A 16,630-nucleotide genomic window follows, 5' to 3' on the forward strand; every position below is an offset into this window, starting at 1 on the left:
TTGATTAAGCGGAACTTATCATGCCCAAAACAGCACAGATGCCCACAGGATCCACGCGGCTCATATGGTCCGGCCTCGTTTTCCTCTCGGCCTTTGCGGCATTGACCGTGCCGGCAAGCGAGGTGACTTCGGCAGCTTGGCCACGGGGCGAGGACAAAAGCTTTGTAGCGCTGTCATATGAATCGACGGTAGATGGCCCCGACTTCGGCGATTACGGCGCGTTTTACTATGAATACGGTGTCACCGAGAAACTGACCTTCGGTCTCGACATCGGCAAAAGCCGAGACGCCGGTCAGGTCAGCGCCATCGCCTTTTTGCGCTATCCATTGGGGGCACCTGAGGGGGACAACGTTTTCGCCGCTGAACTTGGTCTTGGCTGGGCCGAGCGCGATGGCAGCGCGGTGGCGGCCCTGCGGCCCGGCCTGTCATGGGGCCGCCCGGTGTCGGGCGCATGGGGCAACGGCTGGCTGGGGGTGGAAAGCACCTATGCCCTCTACGAAGACGGCGAAGGTCTGGGCAAGATCGACAGTTCCTTTGGCATCAACCACGCCAATGGCAACCTGTCGATTTTCAAGCTGGAATTCGCGGCCCCCTCTGACGGCGATGAAACATTGGTCTTCGCCCCGTCGCATGTGGTCAAAGTGTCCGAGAACAGCTTTCTGGAGTTCGGCCTGTCCCATGAATTCACCGATAGCGTGACCAAGGTCAAAGTCGGGGTTTGGCACAGCTTCTAGGGCGCACGCCGGGCCCTCTCAATCGCGCCAATCGGGGCGGTTGCCGAGGTGGGCAATCAGAAAGTCGATGAAGAACCGCGTCTTGGGGGTCAGCACGTTCGAGCGCGGGTAGACCAGCCAAAGCACCGAGCGGTCATTCATCCGCCAGCCCGGAAGCAGCCGCAGCAGCTGGCCCGAGGCAAGTTCATCCGCCACGCTCCACAGCGAATTGACCGAGATGCCAGCCCCCGCGCGTGTCGCTTCCCGCTGGGCATCGCCGTCGTCCATGATGACGCGGCAGGTCATCTCGCTCGGGGCTAGCGTGGCGGCCTCGCCCTCCGGCCCGATCAGCGCGCGCGGTTCAAGATCGCCCCATGCGATAAAGTGATGACCCCGCAGGTCGGCAGGGGTGTCGGGCATCCCATAGGTATCCACATAGGACGGCGCGGCACAGAGCACGCGGGTGTCATCGGCCAGCTTGCGCCCCCGCAGGCTGCTGTCGGTCAAAGGCGCGCTGCGCAGGGCGAGGTCGAAACTGCCTTCGATCGCGTCAAACCGGGTGTCGGAGAGGCGCAGATCGAGGGTCAACTCAGGATAGGTTTCGTGAAACTTTGGCAGCAGCGGCATGATATGGCGTTGGGCAAAGCTGCTGGGGGCGGCGAAGCGCAAAATGCCCTTCGGCCCCGCATTGGTCCCGCCCAGAATGGCCCGCGCGGCATCGGCCTGCGCCAGTATCTCCTGCGCATAGGGCAGAAAGTCGGACCCATCCAGCGACAGCGACACCTTTCGCGTGGTGCGCCGCAAAAGCTCAACCCCGAGTTCCTGTTCAAGCTTGGCCAAACGCGCGCTGGCCACGGCAGGGGCCATCCCCAAGGCGCGCCCGGCGGCCGAGATGTTAAGCCGTTCGGCAGCCATGACGAAAAGGCGCAGGTTGTCGATGTCCATGGGGCTGTCCTTGCTGCGGGCCATCCGCAGGGCCAGCGTACAGCCGGCTGATATTGTATTCAATATCAAGAAACTGAACTCAGCTGTCGCCGGATTATCTAGCGTATCCCGCTGGCCTATATCTGCCTCAACGCAACATTCAACGAAAGATAGACCGATGAAATCCATGACCCTTACCAGCTACGGCGCTGATGCTCCCTTTGTCGAAGCCGAACTGCCGCGCCCCTTGGCCACCCCCGGTCATGTGATGCTGCGCGTCAAAGCGACGAGCGTGAACACCATCGACACCATGATCAAGGGCGCGGGCAAAGACCTGCCCCTGTCGCCCGATCTGCCTGCCGTTCTAGGCATGGATTTCGCTGGGGTGATCGAAGAACTGGGCGAAGGTGTCACTGGTTTCGCTGTTGGTGACGAAGTCTATGGCTGCGCCGGTGGGTTGGCTGATCTGCAAGGGGCCTTGGCCGAATTCATGCGCGCCGACGCGCGGCTGATCGCCCATAAACCCAAATCGCTGTCGATGCGCGAGGCGGCTGCCCTGCCGCTGGTGGGCATCACCGCTTGGGAAGGGCTTCACCGGGCGGGCGTCGGGGCCGGGCAGAAGGTGCTGGTCCAAGGCGGCGCAGGCGGCGTGGGTCATCTGGCAATCCAACTGGCCCGGCATCTGGGGGCCGAGGTTTCTTCGACCGGTACCGGGGATGACCAGCTTGCGGTGATCGAAGGCTATGGCGCGCGGGCGATCGACTTTAAGACCCAGAAAATCGAAGATTATGTGGCCGGGCAAACCGAGGGTCGCGGGTTCGATGCAGTGTTCGACACCGTCGGCGGGGACAATCTGACCAACTCTTTCGCTGCCACTGCGCTGAACGGCCATGTGGTGACAACCGTGGCACTTTCGGAAATCGACCTGACCCCGGCGCACTTCAGCGGCTTGTCCCTGCACCTGGTCTTCATGCTCTTGCCGATGCTGCACGACGTGAACCGCGCTGTACATGGAGAGATCCTTGGCAACCTCGCCACGGTGGTGGATGAGGGCGCGGTGAAACCCTTGCTGGACGAAAAGACCTTTGATCTGAGCCAAGTTGGCGAGGCCTATGCGCGGCTGCAAAGCGGGCAGGCCCTCGGCAAGGTGGTGATCGAGGTCTGATCCGGCCTGAAATACTCCGGCCCCGCCGCGTATCTTTTGCGGCGGGGTAGGGACTGGCTGCTGCCCTAACTTTCCCTCTGAAGAGGGAGGGTGGGCGGCGAGCGCTAAGGAAATCGTCCTTGACCCTACGGTAGCCTGCCTCTTTCTTCCTCATCTCGCGATTGGCGGCAAATTCGGTCTTGCCTCTGCATATCAGAGTACAGTTAATTGGCCGGACAAGCTGAATACAGCAGCGGCGTGCGGCACTCTGTGCCGACGCCCGTTAAGAGCAACCAAGGGAGAGAGACATGAAATTCACTGCAATCCTCGCTGCAACCACTATTCTGGCGGGCGCTGCCGCCGCACAGGACGTTGATAAATCCGACTGGCCCAGCAGCTTTACCGTCGGCACAGCCAGCCAAGGCGGCACCTACTTCGCCTATGGCTCCGGCTGGGCGAACCTCGTGGCCAAAGAACTGGGCCTGACAGGCGGCGGCGAAGTCACCGGCGGCCCGATGCAGAACATGGCGCTGGTCCACACCGGCGAGGCGGCCTTCGGCATGACCACGATGGGTCCGGCGGCGGAATCGCTGGCTGGCACCAACCCCATCGCACCCGGTCTGGAAATGACCCAAGCCTGCGCGATGTTCCCGATGTACCAGACACCTTTCTCGGTGACCGCGCTTGCGTCCTCGGGCATCGAAACCGTGGCTGACATTCCGGCGGGTGCCAAGATCGGCTTTGGTCCGGCGGGCTCCACCTCCGACACCTATTTCCCGCGCATGATGGACACGCTGGGCGTCGAGTATGAGCGCCGCAACGGTGGTTGGACCGATCTGGGCGGCCAGTTGCAGGACGGTCTGCTGGACGTGATCGCCTTTGCTGCCGGCGTGCCGGTCCCCGCGGTCAGCCAGCTCGAAGTGCAGACGGATGTGAACATCATCGAGTTCACCGAGGAAGAGCAGGCCAAACTGCTCGAAGAATTCCCGGTATCTCAGTTCGACATCGCATCCAGCACCTACACCACGCTTGAAGCAGATGCGCGATCGGTCTCCATGTGGAACTTCGCCATCGCCAACTGCGATCTGCCGGAATCCTTCGTGAAAGCGGCTGTGGATGTGGTCATGTCCGACAATGAGCGGATGAAGGGCATCCACAAGGCGGCTGCGTCCTCCCTGCCAGAGAACTGGGAAAAGAACACCGTTCTGAAATGGCACCCCGGCGCGGCGGCATGGTTCAAAGAGAACGCGGATGCCGATATTTCCAATGATATGATCTACGGTAACTAAGCAAACGCCTAGACAAACTTGCATGCCGTCCCTAATCGGGGCGGCATCTTGCCATCATCCCGCCTGATTGCCGGGACAGATCCCGCGCAGATATCGGGAAAGGAAGCCTCCATGACAGACCAGCATAGCGCCGACCCCCAGGGCCCGATTGTCGCCGAAGGGGTTGACGACGAACCCGTTGAAAGCAACCGCCGCATATTCACCGGGCGCACCTATCTGGTCGTCGCGGCGATGTCGGCGATCTATGCCTTCTTCCACATGGCGGCACTCAACGGCATGTCGATCGGTGAGCTGACCGGCATCCGCCTCCCGCTGTTGCCGACCTTCCCGATGGAGACGTGGAACTTCCGCATCGTGCACATCGCGGGCGCGCTGATCCTTGGCTTCACCCTCTATTCCGCGCGGGGCTTTGTCGACGAAGGCACCGGGCAGGGCCGCCACCCGCTAGATTTCGTGGCATGGGCTGCGATGATCCCCGCGCTTTATTCGATTTGGACTGCCTGGGGTATCGCCAGCCAGATCAACTCCGGGGTGCAGTGGAACGGCATGAGCCCCGAGTTCAAGAACCTTGAAATTTACCACTACGGTCTGCCGCTGGTGGGCGCGACGGCCATCGGCATCGTCGTCGGTTGGCTGCGGGGCCGTGAGCGGGGGCAGGTTTCGCCTGCGGATCTGTTGCTGTCGGTCTGTGGCATCGCCGTGGCGATCTATCTGATCACCATGTACAGCACCTTGATGCGCAACTCGACGGGCACGCCCTTCGCGCCCATCGGTATCTCCATCGCCGCTGTCGCAGGCACCGCGTTGATCATGGAACTAACGCGCCGGGTTGCGGGGCTTGCGCTGATCGTGATCTCGGGCATCTTCCTGATCTACGTCTTTGTGGGGGATATGCTGCCGGGCTTCCTGAATGCGCCCAACATCCAGTGGACGCGGTTCTTTAGCCAAGTCTACACCGATGCGGGCATCTTGGGGCCGACCACGGCGGTATCCTCGACCTATATCATCTTGTTCATCATCTTTGCCGCCTTCCTTCAGGCGTCAAAAGTGGGCGACTACTTCGTCAATTTCGCCTTCGCCGCGGCGGGCCGTTCGCGCGGTGGTCCGGCAAAGGTGGCGATCTTTGCCTCGGGCCTCATGGGCATGATCAACGGCACCTCGGCGGGCAATGTGGTGGCGACAGGCTCGCTGACCATTCCGCTGATGAAGAAAGTCGGCTACCCGGCCCGCACCGCAGGCGCGGTCGAAGCCGCCGCCTCGACCGGTGGGCAGATCATGCCGCCGATCATGGGCGCAGGTGCCTTCATCATGGCCGAGATCACGGGCATTCCTTACACCGACATCGCCGTGGCGGCGATCATCCCGGCGGTGCTTTACTTCGTGTCGATCTACTTCATGGTGGATTTCGAAGCGGCCAAGCTGGGCATGCGCGGGATGCGTTCTGAAGAGCTGCCCAAGCTCAAGGACATGCTGCGCCGGGTGTTCCTGTTCATCCCGATCATCATCCTGATCTATGCGCTGTTCATGGGCTATTCGATCATCCGCGCGGGCACGCTGGCGACGGCGGCGGCGGCGGTTGTGTCGTGGTTCACGCCCTTCCGCATGGGGCTGCGCAGCATTGTCAAAGCCTTTGACCTTGCCGGGATCATGTCGATCCAGATCATCGCGGTCTGTGCCTGTGCCGGTATCATCGTGGGTGTCATCAGCCTGACCGGCGTCGGCGCGCGCTTCTCTTCGGTGCTGCTGGGTCTGGCGGAGGCGAGCCAGTTCCTCGCCCTGTTCTTTGCCATGTGTATCGCCATTCTGCTCGGCATGGGCATGCCCACCACGGCGGCCTATGCGGTGGCGGCGTCGGTCGTGGCACCGGGGCTAGTGCAACTAGGCATTCCGCTGCTGACGGCACACTTCTTTGTCTTCTACTTCGCCGTGGTCTCGGCCATCACGCCCCCCGTGGCGCTGGCCAGTTACGCGGCGGCGGGGATTTCGGGCGCCAACCCGATGGAGACTTCGGTGGCGTCGTTCAAGATCGGCATCTCGGCCTTCATCGTGCCCTTCATGTTCTTCTACAACGGCGCGATCTTGATGGACGGCACATGGTTCGAGGTGATCCGTGCAGGCATCACGGCGATCTTTGGGGTCTATCTGCTGTCTTCGGGGATGCAGGGCTGGTTTGCGGGCAGCAGGGCCGCGTGGTTCATCCGGTTGGGTCTGATCCTTGCCGCGCTGTGCATGATCGCGGGCGGTTTGGTGACCGACCTCATCGGCATCGCGGTAGCGGCGTTGATCTTTGCCATCCAGTGGAAGTTCCGCCCCGCGCCCGACGCGCAGATTGCCGTGCACGGCAGCGACTGATCCACGCCCCGGCCCTTCGGGGCCGGGGTGCCCTCAATTGAGGCAGCGGCCCCTGTTGCATCCGGGCCAAGCGCCGCCTACGGTCCGCGCGATCCTTCCGGGCGGTTAATATGTTCACTATCTTTCTGGCCATCGCGCCGGTCTTTGCGCTGATCCTCATGGGCTATGGCCTGCGGCGGGGCGGCATCCCCTCAACCAAATTCTGGAACCTGAATGACCGGCTGGTCTATTGGGTGCTGATGCCGGCGCTATTCTTTGCCAAGATCTCGGCGGCGGACCTCAGCGGGGGCCTGGGCGATTATGCCCTGTTGCTCTATGCTGGGTTCTTTGCGGCGATCCTTTGTGGCTGGCTCTTTGGCCGGGCCTATGCCGCGCCGCAGGCCAGTTCGCTGCTGCAGGGCAGTGCGCGGTTCAACACCTTCATCGGCCTTGCGATTGCCGAAGCCGTCTTTGGCACGGCAGGGCTACAGATCGCGGTGCTGGGCTCGGCGCTGCTGGTGCCGGTGGTGAATGTGACGGTGGTGACGCTGATGACCCGGCAGTTGGGCGGGGGCGGGAAATCTATCCTCAAAGGCTTGGTTAAGAACCCGCTGATCCTTGGCATCCTTGCGGGGGTGCTTTTCAACTTCGCGGGCCTGCACGAAGTGCCGGTCTTGCACGAAAGCGCGCGCATCTTGGGCGATGCGGCTCTGCCGATCATGCTGCTCTGTGTTGGGGCCAATCTGCGGCTGCGCGGGCTTTCGGGGTCTGTCTCGGTCATCGGGCTGTCGATTGTGGGCAAACATCTGGTGAACCCGCTGGCGGTGCTGCTGGCGGCGCTGGTGTTGACGCCTGCACCACTGACCCTGCAAATCGCGCTGATCTTCGCGGCCCTGCCGACCGGGGTGGCAAGCTATACGCTGGCGCGTGAGATGCGGGGCGATGCGCCACTGATGGCGGCCATCATCACCACGCAGACATTACTGAGCTTTTTCACTCTGCCGCTCACGCTCTATCTGGGAAGCCTGATTTCCGCGCCCTAGGCCCGGACCATGTGTGAAACGCGAATGTGATCTGCGCCTGCCGCATGGCCAAGTATTTACAGGTTGACATATTCGGTCCAACTGTCCAATTGCCCTTGACGACAGCCAAGGAGCCCGCATGACCGAACTTGAAAAGACCGTGCTTGACGCTGCGCTGCATGTCTTTTCCCGCTATGGGGTCAAGCGCACCAGCATGGGCGATCTCTGCGAAGAGGCGGGTGTCTCGCGCCAGACGCTCTACAACCGGTTTCGCAACAAAGATGACATCCTGCGCGGGCTGATTGGGCGTTACACCGAATTGGCGTTGCAAGAGATCGCCGAAGAGATGCCCAATGCACCCGATCTGGGGGCACAGCTGGACCTGATCTTTGACCGGATGGCGGTGCGCGGCTATGACACCATGCAGGCGATGCCCAACGCGCAGGATTTCATCGCCGGGGCCAATGCGGTCAGCCAGGAGGCGCTGCAATGTTCCGCAGGGCGTTTCCGTGGCGCTATCGCCGAGGTGTTGCAGCCCCATGAGGCGGCGCTCACCCGCAATGGCCTGACAGTCGAGGCACTTGCCGATTTTATCCAGCGTTCTGCCAAAGCCGCCGGCATGCATGCGCTGGACCGTGACCATTTTCTCGCGCAGCTGCGCACCCTCAAACAACTTAGTCTGACCGCCGCCCTTGGGCCCGTGCCGGATGCTATTCATAAGGAAGACTGACCATGGCCAGGTGGCTTGTTAAGACAGTGCGCGGTTCGGGCGCAGGGCGGCTAATGGGATTTGCGCTGACCTTGGCCGGCGGTCTGGCCGCGCCGATGGCCACGGCTGCCGAAATCCCGGTGGTCAAGCTGCAGACGGTCAAAGTCAGCGATGCCGAGATGGAACGCGTGTTCTTCGGCAAGGTGGTTGCACGTGAAACCGTGGACCTTGCCTTTCAGGTCGGCGGCCAGATTGAGCAATTTCCGGTCGAAGAGGGGGCCACGGTCAGCAAGGATTCAATCGTCGCTCGGATGGATCTAGAGCCGTTTGAACTGGCGTTAGAGCAGGCGCAGGCCAATGACGCGCAGGCCCGCCGGACCATGGAACGCTATCAAAAATTAGCGGGGTCTTCGGTGGCCGAGGTCAATCTGCAAGACGCCGAAACCGCCGTGACGGTGAACGATATCGCCGTGCGCAACGCCGAGCGTGATCTTGAGAATGCCACCCTGCACGCGCCTTTCGATGCGATCGTGGCCTCGCGCCTGGTGCCCAACTACTCTACCGTCAGCGCAGGCACGCCGGTGGTGCGTCTGCATGACATGTCCGAGCTTCGGGTCGAAATTGACGTGCCCGAGACCCTGTTCCTCCGCGCGGGGCGCGACCCGAACGTACGGTTCATGGCCAAATTCCCGGCGAACGCCAATAGCTACCCGATGCAGATCCGCGAATACAACGCCGAGACGGCGGATGTCGGCCAGACCTACAGCATCACCCTTGGCGCGGACTTGCCCGAGGATTTCTTGCCGCTGCCCGGCGCTTCGGTTGAGGTGCGCGCCACGCTGAACATCGGCGGGTCGAGCATCATCGTGCCCGATTCCGCCATCGTGGTGGGCAATGACCGGGGCACCTATGTCATGGTCTTTGACCCCACCGGCGCACGCGAGGGCACGGTCGCCCTCACGGCGGTTGAGATCACCCCCACCGCGCGCGGCGATGTCAAAGTCGAGACAGGCCTTTCGGATGGTCAGGAGATCGTGGTGAGCGGCGCAAGCCAGCTTGAAGACGGTGCCGCCGTGCGCCGCTTTGTCGGCTTCGGAGACTGAGCGCATGGATATCGCACGTCTGTCCATCAACCGCCCCGTCTATACTTGGATCATCATGCTGATCTGTCTTTTGGGTGGCATCTGGGGCTTTGCAACCCTTGGCCGCCTCGAAGACCCGGCCTTTACCATCAAAACCGCCGTGGTCGTGACCCAATACCCCGGTGCCTCTGCCGAGGAGGTGGCGCTAGAGGTTACTGAACCGCTGGAATCGCAAATCCAGAAGATGTCCGAGATCAAGGACATCGAATCCATGAACCAGCCCGGTCTGTCGTGGATCACGGTCAATATGCAGGACACTTTTGACGGGTCCGAACTGCCGGAAATCTGGACCAAACTGCGCAACCGCGTGAACGAGGCCGCGATGCCGAGCGGGGCGACGCAGCCCTATGTGAACGACGGTTTCGGCGACGTTTACGGGCTTTACTACGCCGTCACCGCCGAAGGCTACTCCGATGCCGAGGTGAATGAGCTGTCCACCTATCTGCGGCGCGAATTGCTGCTGGTCGATGGCGTGTCGGATGTGGCGCTCTCGGGCGTGCCTAATGAGGTGATCTATGTCGAGCCGCAGCTTGCGCTGAGCACCACGCTTGGCATCCCACCCACGGCAATCGTCGGCGCGGTATCCAGCGCCAATGAGATCGTCGACGGGGGCGCCATTCAAGACGCAGACGGGCGCACTTTGATCCAGCGGCCCGAAGGCTCTGACAGTGTGTCCGAAATTGCGGCGCTGTCGGTGGGGGTTGGCGGTCAGGTCATCAACCTTGCCGATGTGACCAATATCTACCGTACCCGCGAAGCCGACCCTGATCTGGTGATCCGCCACAATGGGCAGGAGGCCTTTACCGTCGGTGTGGCCGGGATCGCGACCGAGAACATCGTCGACATCGGCAAACGGGTCGACGACAAGCTCGCGCAGTTGCGCGAAACGCTGCCCTTGGGCATCTCGATTGAATCGATCTACCGCCAACACACGGTCGTCGAAGAGGCGTCAAACGCCTTTTTGCTAAACCTTGCCATGTCCGTTGCCATCGTGGTGGCCGTGCTGGCCGTCTTCATGGGCTGGCGCGCGGCGATCGTGGTGGGCTCCACCTTGTTGCTGACGGTGGTGGGAACGCTCTTTTTCATGGCGCTCGGCGCGATTGAGATGGAGCGTATCTCGCTCGGGGCGCTGATCATCGCGATGGGGATGCTTGTCGACAACGCCATCGTTGTGGCCGAGGGGATGCAAATCTCGATGCAGCAGGGCAAAAGCTCTCGCGATGCGGCGACCGAGGCAGCAAGCAAGACGCAGATCCCGCTTTTGGGGGCGACGGTCATCGGGATCATGGCTTTTGCCGGGATCGGGCTAAGCCCCGATGCGACGGGTGAATTCCTGTTCTCCCTCTTTGCCGTGATCGCGATCTCACTGCTGCTCTCTTGGCTCTTGGCCATCACTGCCACGCCGCTTTTGGGGCATTACTTTTTCAAGCGCGGCGCCGAAGGCGGGGCTGGCGGCTATGACGGGGCGATCTTCAAGGGCTATGCCGCCGTGCTGCGCGCCTCGCTCAAGCTGCGTTGGCTGGTGATCGTGGCGCTGATTGCCGGGACGGCGGTCTGCTATGCCCTTTTTGGACAGATCAAGCAGCAGTTCTTCCCCGACAGCAACACACCGCTGTACTTCGTGCACTACAAACTGCCGCAGGGGTCGTCGATCCATCAGACCTCCAACGATCTGGCCGTGCTCGAAGACTGGCTGGTGGCGCGGGACAATGTTGAGGACGTGACCTCTTACGCAGGGCAGGGGGCAGCGCGTTTCATGCTGACCTATCAGGCCGAAGACCCCAACCCCAGCTACGGGCATCTGATCGTCCGGGTCACCTCGCTTGACGTGATCCAAGATGAGATGAACGCGCTGGAGGCGTTTGCCGTCGATGCGGTCCCGCAGGGGGAGTTCCGGGCCAAGCGTCTGGCCTTTGGCCCCGGTGGCGGTGCCCCGATCGAGGTGCGTTTCTCGGGTCGCAATCCCGATGTGCTGCGTGATCTGGCCGATGAAGCCATGGCGCGGATGCAGGCGGCATCGGACAATATCATCACCCCGCGGCAGGATTGGCGCGAGCGTGAATTGGTGCTGCGTCCGATCTATGCCGAGGAGCGTGCACAGGACGCGGGCATCTCTCGGACCGAGATCACGGAGACCCTGAAGTTCGCCACCGAAGGCACCAGCGGGGGGACATTCCGCGAGCGGGATCGTCAGATCCCCATCGTGATCCGCGCCCCGCAGGATGCCGATCTGGCGCTGACCGATCATGTGATCTATGCGCAAAACACCAATGCGCTGATACCCATGGAGCAGGTGATCGACGGTTTCCGGTTCGAGCCGCAGGACACGCTGCTCTACCGCCGCGACCGGGCCGATGTGATCACCGTGGGGGCCGATATCCCGCGCGGTGTCACGGCGGCACAGGTGCAGGCCGAGGTGCAGGAAACCATTGAGGCGATGGAAATCCCCGAAGGCTATGCCATGGAATGGGGTGGTGAGTTGGAAAGCGCGGGCGAAGCGCAGGCCGCCTTGGGCAAGCAATTGCCCCTCAGCCTCATCATCATGGTGCTGATCTCGGTCCTGCTGTTCAACGCGCTGAAACAGCCGATCATTATCTGGCTCTTGGTGCCGATGGCGGTCAACGGGGTCAGCCTTGCGCTGCTCGGGACGGGGCTGCCCTTTACCTTCACCGCGCTTCTGGGGCTCTTGTCGCTCTCGGGGATGTTGATCAAGAACGGCATCGTGCTGGTGGAAGAGATCGACCTTACCCGTGCCGCTGATCCGACCATGGATCTGAAAGAGGCCATCGTGCTTGCGTCGACCTCGCGTTTGCGCCCGGTGTTCTTGGCTGCGGCCACAACCATTCTGGGGATGCTGCCGCTTTTGTCGGATGCTTTCTTCCAGTCGATGGCGGCGACGATCATGGGCGGGCTGGCCTTTGCCTCGGTCTTGACCCTGATTGCGGCACCGGTGCTGTACTTCCTCTTTTTCAAGCGCAGCGCCGCGCGTGAGGCGGAGGCCGCCCGCGCCGCCTGATCGGCGCGTGACGGCAAGGCAAAGGGCGCGTTCGGTCACTTCGGGCGCGCCCTTTGTCGTACCCGGGCGGTAAAAATTCCGCGCCGCCCTGCAATCCCGCCTTGGTTTCGCGAAATTGCCAGCTACCTTACCGTTTTCAAACGGCATGTCGCTGTGTCAGGCCATTGTTTCAAGGAGTTCTCGCCCATGGGTCCCCGCATTCTTTCCACTGCCGCCGCCGCTGGCCTTGCCGCCACTCTGGCCTCTGCCGCCTCGGCGGAAATCACCGTTTCGTCGAAGATCGACACCGAAGGCGGCCTGTTGGGCAACGTCATCGCACTGGCGCTCGAAGACGCAGGGCTGCCGGTTGAGCGGCGTCTGCAGCTGGGCGGCACGCAGGTCGTGCGCGAAGCGATCCTGTCCGACCAGATCGACATTTACCCCGAATACACCGGCAACGCGGCCTTCTTCTTTAACGAAGCGGAAAGCGATGTCTGGAAAGATGCGGCCAAGGCCCATGCCCGCGCCAAGGAATTGGATGGGGGTGAGAATAACGTCACTTGGCTCGATTCCGCCCCGGCCAACAACACTTGGGCCATCGCCGTGACCGGCCCGCTGGCCGAGGAAAACAACCTCACCACCATGTCCGATTTCGGCGCATGGGTGGCCGAGGGCGGTGAGGTGAAGCTTGCCGCTTCGACCGAATTCGTGTCCTCCCCCGCCGTGCTGCCCGCGATGCAGGAGACATATGGCTTTGAGCTGACCCAAGACCAGACCGTGATCCTGTCGGGCGGTGACACGGCGGCGACCATTCAGGCGGCGGCGCGTGGCACATCGGGCGTGAACGCGGCGATGGTCTATGGCACCGATGGCGGTGTCGGTGCGACCGGCCTTGTGGTGATGGAAGACGACAAGGGCGTGCAGCCAGTCTATGAACCCGCCCCCATCGTCCGCGCCGAGGTGCTGGAGGAATACCCCCAGATCGCCGAGGTGCTGAACCCGATTTTCGCCGGGCTCGACATGGCGACACTGCAAAAGCTTAACGGTCGCATTCAGGTCGGCGGGGAGCCAGCCGAGGCCGTGGCCCGTGCTTATCTGACCGAGACCGGGGTGCTGGACTGATCTCCGCCACGCGGACATTGACCGGCCCCGGCGCAGGGTTTTCTGCGCCGGGGCTTTTGTTCGCCGTGTTGGGCGCGGCGGCGCTTTGCGTGCCTTTCATGACCCTCGCCGCCAATCGGATTGTGGCGGGTGAAGGGGTGATGGCATGGGGCGTGGCCTCTCTGCCCGTTGTGCTGCCGGGGCTCGCCGCGATTGCTGCGGGTCTGATCATGGGGCTCCCCGCAGGACGGAACAGCCTGCGTATTGCAGGAGCGGCTTTGGGCGTCGGCGGTCTGCTGTGGCTGCTGACCCAAGGGGCGTCCGGTTTGCTGGCCGAGGCCGGTGACTATGCCCGTGTTTCGCCCTCGGTGGGCTTTTGGTGCCTGCTGGGCGTTTTCATGTTGCTCATGGCAGATGCGCTGGCCGCTATGGCACCGGGGCCGCTGATGCGCGGCGGTGTTTTGGTGGCGGTGCTCGCGGTGCTGGGCTCGATCCTGTGGTCGGGCGCGCTGTCTGACCTGTCGGTGATGCAGGAATACGCCAGCCGGGCGGATGCTTTCGGGCGGGAATTCTTGCGTCATCTCGGGCTGGCCTTCGGCTCGCTTGCCGCCGCAGCGGTGATTGGCTTCCCGCTTGGGGTGCTCTGCCACCGCCTCGCCAGTCTGCGCGGTGCCACCTTGCCGGTGCTGAGCTTTTTGCAAACCATCCCTTCGCTTGCCATGTTCGGCTTGATGATCCCGATCCTCGGCTGGGTTGGGGCGAACTTGCCCGGCGCGCGGGCGCTTGGCATTGCGGGCATCGGCTTTGCGCCCGCCTTTCTCGCACTGGTGCTTTATTCGCTGCTGCCCGTGGTCGGCAACACGGTTGCGGGGCTCGCATCCGCCCCGCCAGCCGCGCTTGAGGCCGCGCGGGGCATGGGGATGACGCCGCTGCAGCGTCTGTTTCGGGTAGAGTTGCCGCTGGGCTTGCCGATCATCCTGACCGGGCTGCGCATTGTATTGGTGCAGAACATCGGGCTGGCGGTCATCGCCGGGCTGATCGGCGGCGGCGGGTTCGGCACGTTCGTCTTCCAAGGGCTGAACCAGACCGCGACCGACCTGATCCTGCTGGGTGCTTTGCCGACGGTGGTGCTGGCGCTTACGGCAGCCATCGTGATGGACATATTGGTCGAACTGACCCGCAAGACCCCAAAGGACAGCACATGATCGAGATCGACCGCATTACCAAGACCTATGGCGACATCCGCGCGGTGGATTCCGTGTCGATGACGGTGGAGACGGGCACGATCACGGTGATCGTCGGCACCTCCGGCTCAGGCAAAACCACGCTTTTGCGGATGATCAACCGGTTGGAGGAACCCACCTCGGGCGAGGTGCGGATCAATGGCGAGTCTACGTTATCGGTCAAGCCGCATATCCTGCGACGGCGGATTGGCTATGCCATCCAAGGGCACGGGCTGTTCCCGCATCATACTGTGGGGCGCAACATCGGCGCGGTGCCGCAACTGCTGGGCTGGCCACGCGACAAGATCGCGGCGCGGGTGGATGAACTGCTGGCGCTATTCTCGATGGACCCTGCGCAATTCCGCGACCGCTATCCGGCGGAACTGTCGGGCGGGCAGCAACAGCGTGTCGGTGTGGCGCGGGCCTTGGCCTCGCGGCCCGATCTTTTGTTGATGGACGAACCCTTTGGCGCGCTGGACCCGATCATTCGCACCCGCGCGCAAGAAGACCTGCGGCACATCCAGCAGCGGCTTGGCTCGACCATCATGCTGGTGACCCACGACATGGAAGAGGCGATCCGGCTGGGTGATCGGGTGGCGGTGATGGACGGGGGGCATCTGGTGCAGCACGGCACCCCCGCCGAGATCATCGCCGATCCCGCGACGGATTTCGTCGCGGATATGGTCGGCGATGTGGAGCGGCCCCTGCGGCTTCTCTCGCTGATCCCCGCCGCCGAGTTGGTGGAAGAGGGCAGCGCCGAAGGCGAAGTGCTGTCCGCCGACGCCAGCCTACGCGACGCGCTCTCGGCCTGCCTATGGACGGGGCGCCCAGCGGTGCCGGTGGCGAAAGACGGGGTGCCGATGGGTCGGGTGACCCTCGACGCAATCCGCGCCCGGGCCGGGCAGCACGCATGAGGATCAGCTGGTTCCTGCGGCCGCTTCTGGTGGCGGTATTGCTGGCCTTGGTCCTGCGGCCTGAGTGGTTCACGCCGCTGCTTGCGCCTTTGGCCCCGGCCAATGGTCCGGTGATCTACACGCGCGCCTCTCTTCTGTCGCTCTCGCTGAGCCATCTGGCGCTGGTCGCGATGGCCTCGGCTGCGGCGACGGTGGTGGCGGTGACGCTGGCGATCCTTGTGACCCGGCCAGCGGGCGCGGCGTTCCGCCCGCTGTCTCGCACCATCACCAACATGGGGCAGACCTTTCCGCCTGTCGCGGTTCTGGCGCTGGCCGTGCCCGCCTTGGGCTTTGGTGCCGGGCCAACGCTGGTGGCGCTCTTTCTCTATGGGCTTCTGCCGATTTTTGAGAACGCGGTGACGGGGCTGACCAATCTGCCGCCCGCAACGATGGAGGCCGCGCGCGGCATCGGGCTGAGCCGTTGGCAACGGCTGTGGCGGGTGGAACTGCCGCTTGCCCTGCCGGTGACGCTGACGGGCATCCGGCTGTCGGTGGTCATCGCACTTGGCACGGCGACCATCGGCTCGACCGTGGCGGCGCGGACCTTGGGTGAGGTGATCATCGCGGGGCTGCTGACGAATAACACCGCTTTCGTGGTGCAAGGCGGGCTGGCGGTGGGGCTGTTTGCGGTGCTGATCTATGACGCGATGGTGCAGCTTGAAACGCGGCTGGCGCGGCGCATGGGGGGCTGAGGATCAGCCCCCGTTCGCGGCGATGATCTGCTCGGCCAAATCCTCCAGATCGTTCGAGAGGTAGTGCGGCTGCGGCACGTTTTCGGCCTTGATCAGGTTGTTGTTGGGGCGGGTCAGAAAGGCCCCCTGACAGCCCGCCGCCTGCGCACCGATGGTGTCCCACAGATGGCAGGCCACCATGCAAAGGTCATCGGTTTGTAGGTCCAACGCATCGGCCACCATCTGGTAGGTCGCCGGATGGGGTTTGAACTTTGCCACCTCATCAACGCTAAAGCTGCGGTCGAAGAAGTCAGCGATGCCGGCTTTCTCCAAAGGTGTCGGCGCGGGGGAGGGGGGCGAGTTGGTCAGCGTGACCAGCCGGAAACCTGCCTCGCGCAGCTTGCGCAGGGCGG

Annotated in this window: 14 protein-coding genes; 12 read left to right on the top strand and 2 right to left on the bottom strand. The window is 63.0% G+C overall.

Features of this window, described 5'->3' with window-relative positions; translation table 11 throughout:
* Positions 1–20 precede the first annotated feature (20 nt).
* The gene (locus tag A3722_RS11335; protein WP_236627394.1) at positions 21–734 is read left to right on the top strand and encodes a hypothetical protein; all 714 of its coding nucleotides are present in this window, start codon (positions 21–23) and stop codon (positions 732–734) included.
* Positions 735–752: 18 nt separating this feature from the next.
* Here the strand turns inward: A3722_RS11335 and A3722_RS11340 are convergent, their stop codons facing one another.
* Complete coding sequence (locus A3722_RS11340) at positions 753–1,658, bottom strand: LysR family transcriptional regulator (protein ID WP_067630897.1); 906 nt, start codon at positions 1,656–1,658, stop codon at positions 753–755.
* A gap of 157 nt (positions 1,659–1,815) precedes the next feature.
* Between A3722_RS11340 and A3722_RS11345 the strand changes: the two genes are divergently transcribed.
* From A3722_RS11345 to A3722_RS11395, 11 genes are all read left to right on the top strand, one after another.
* Positions 1,816–2,802 (top strand): zinc-dependent alcohol dehydrogenase family protein, encoded by a 987-nt coding sequence (locus tag A3722_RS11345; RefSeq protein WP_067630895.1) that lies wholly within the window; start codon positions 1,816–1,818, stop codon positions 2,800–2,802.
* A gap of 287 nt (positions 2,803–3,089) precedes the next feature.
* A complete protein-coding gene (locus A3722_RS11350) occupies positions 3,090–4,070 on the top strand; it encodes a TAXI family TRAP transporter solute-binding subunit (RefSeq protein WP_067630894.1) in 981 nt (326 codons plus the stop codon).
* A 111-nt stretch (positions 4,071–4,181) separates the two neighbouring features.
* A complete protein-coding gene (locus A3722_RS11355; RefSeq protein ID WP_067630892.1) occupies positions 4,182–6,422 on the top strand; it encodes a TRAP transporter permease in 2,241 nt (746 codons plus the stop codon).
* A gap of 110 nt (positions 6,423–6,532) precedes the next feature.
* The gene (locus A3722_RS11360) at positions 6,533–7,444 is read left to right on the top strand and encodes an AEC family transporter (protein WP_067630889.1); all 912 of its coding nucleotides are present in this window, start codon (positions 6,533–6,535) and stop codon (positions 7,442–7,444) included.
* A gap of 118 nt (positions 7,445–7,562) precedes the next feature.
* Positions 7,563–8,153, top strand: coding sequence for a TetR/AcrR family transcriptional regulator (locus A3722_RS11365; RefSeq protein WP_067630886.1), 591 nt, complete (start codon positions 7,563–7,565; stop codon positions 8,151–8,153).
* A 2-nt stretch (positions 8,154–8,155) separates the two neighbouring features.
* The gene (locus A3722_RS11370) at positions 8,156–9,235 is read left to right on the top strand and encodes an efflux RND transporter periplasmic adaptor subunit (RefSeq protein ID WP_082849459.1); all 1,080 of its coding nucleotides are present in this window, start codon (positions 8,156–8,158) and stop codon (positions 9,233–9,235) included.
* A gap of 4 nt (positions 9,236–9,239) precedes the next feature.
* Complete coding sequence (locus tag A3722_RS11375) at positions 9,240–12,290, top strand: efflux RND transporter permease subunit (RefSeq protein WP_067916137.1); 3,051 nt, start codon at positions 9,240–9,242, stop codon at positions 12,288–12,290.
* 186 nt (positions 12,291–12,476) lie between these two features.
* Positions 12,477–13,391, top strand: a complete 915-nt coding sequence (gene osmF / locus A3722_RS11380) for a glycine betaine ABC transporter substrate-binding protein OsmF (protein ID WP_067626232.1) — start codon at positions 12,477–12,479, stop codon at positions 13,389–13,391.
* A gap of 17 nt (positions 13,392–13,408) precedes the next feature.
* Positions 13,409–14,575, top strand: coding sequence for an ABC transporter permease (locus tag A3722_RS11385; protein WP_067916139.1), 1,167 nt, complete (start codon positions 13,409–13,411; stop codon positions 14,573–14,575).
* Positions 14,572–15,507 carry an ABC transporter ATP-binding protein gene (locus A3722_RS11390; RefSeq protein ID WP_067627420.1) on the top strand — a complete coding sequence of 312 codons (936 nt, stop codon included), beginning with the start codon at positions 14,572–14,574 and terminating at the stop codon, positions 15,505–15,507. Before A3722_RS11385 ends, A3722_RS11390 begins: the two co-directional genes overlap by 4 nt.
* A complete protein-coding gene (locus A3722_RS11395) occupies positions 15,504–16,238 on the top strand; it encodes an ABC transporter permease (RefSeq protein ID WP_067627422.1) in 735 nt (244 codons plus the stop codon). The genes A3722_RS11390 and A3722_RS11395 overlap by 4 nt, the downstream gene beginning before the upstream one ends.
* A gap of 3 nt (positions 16,239–16,241) precedes the next feature.
* On the opposite strand, the gene A3722_RS11400 is transcribed toward A3722_RS11395, so the two are convergent.
* Positions 16,242–16,630: HAD-IA family hydrolase (locus A3722_RS11400; RefSeq protein WP_150120471.1), on the bottom strand; the 389-nt coding region annotated here is incomplete at its 5' end.

This window comes from Sulfitobacter sp. HI0027, assembly GCF_001634775.1.
Classification (GTDB): Bacteria; Pseudomonadota; Alphaproteobacteria; order Rhodobacterales; family Rhodobacteraceae; genus Sulfitobacter.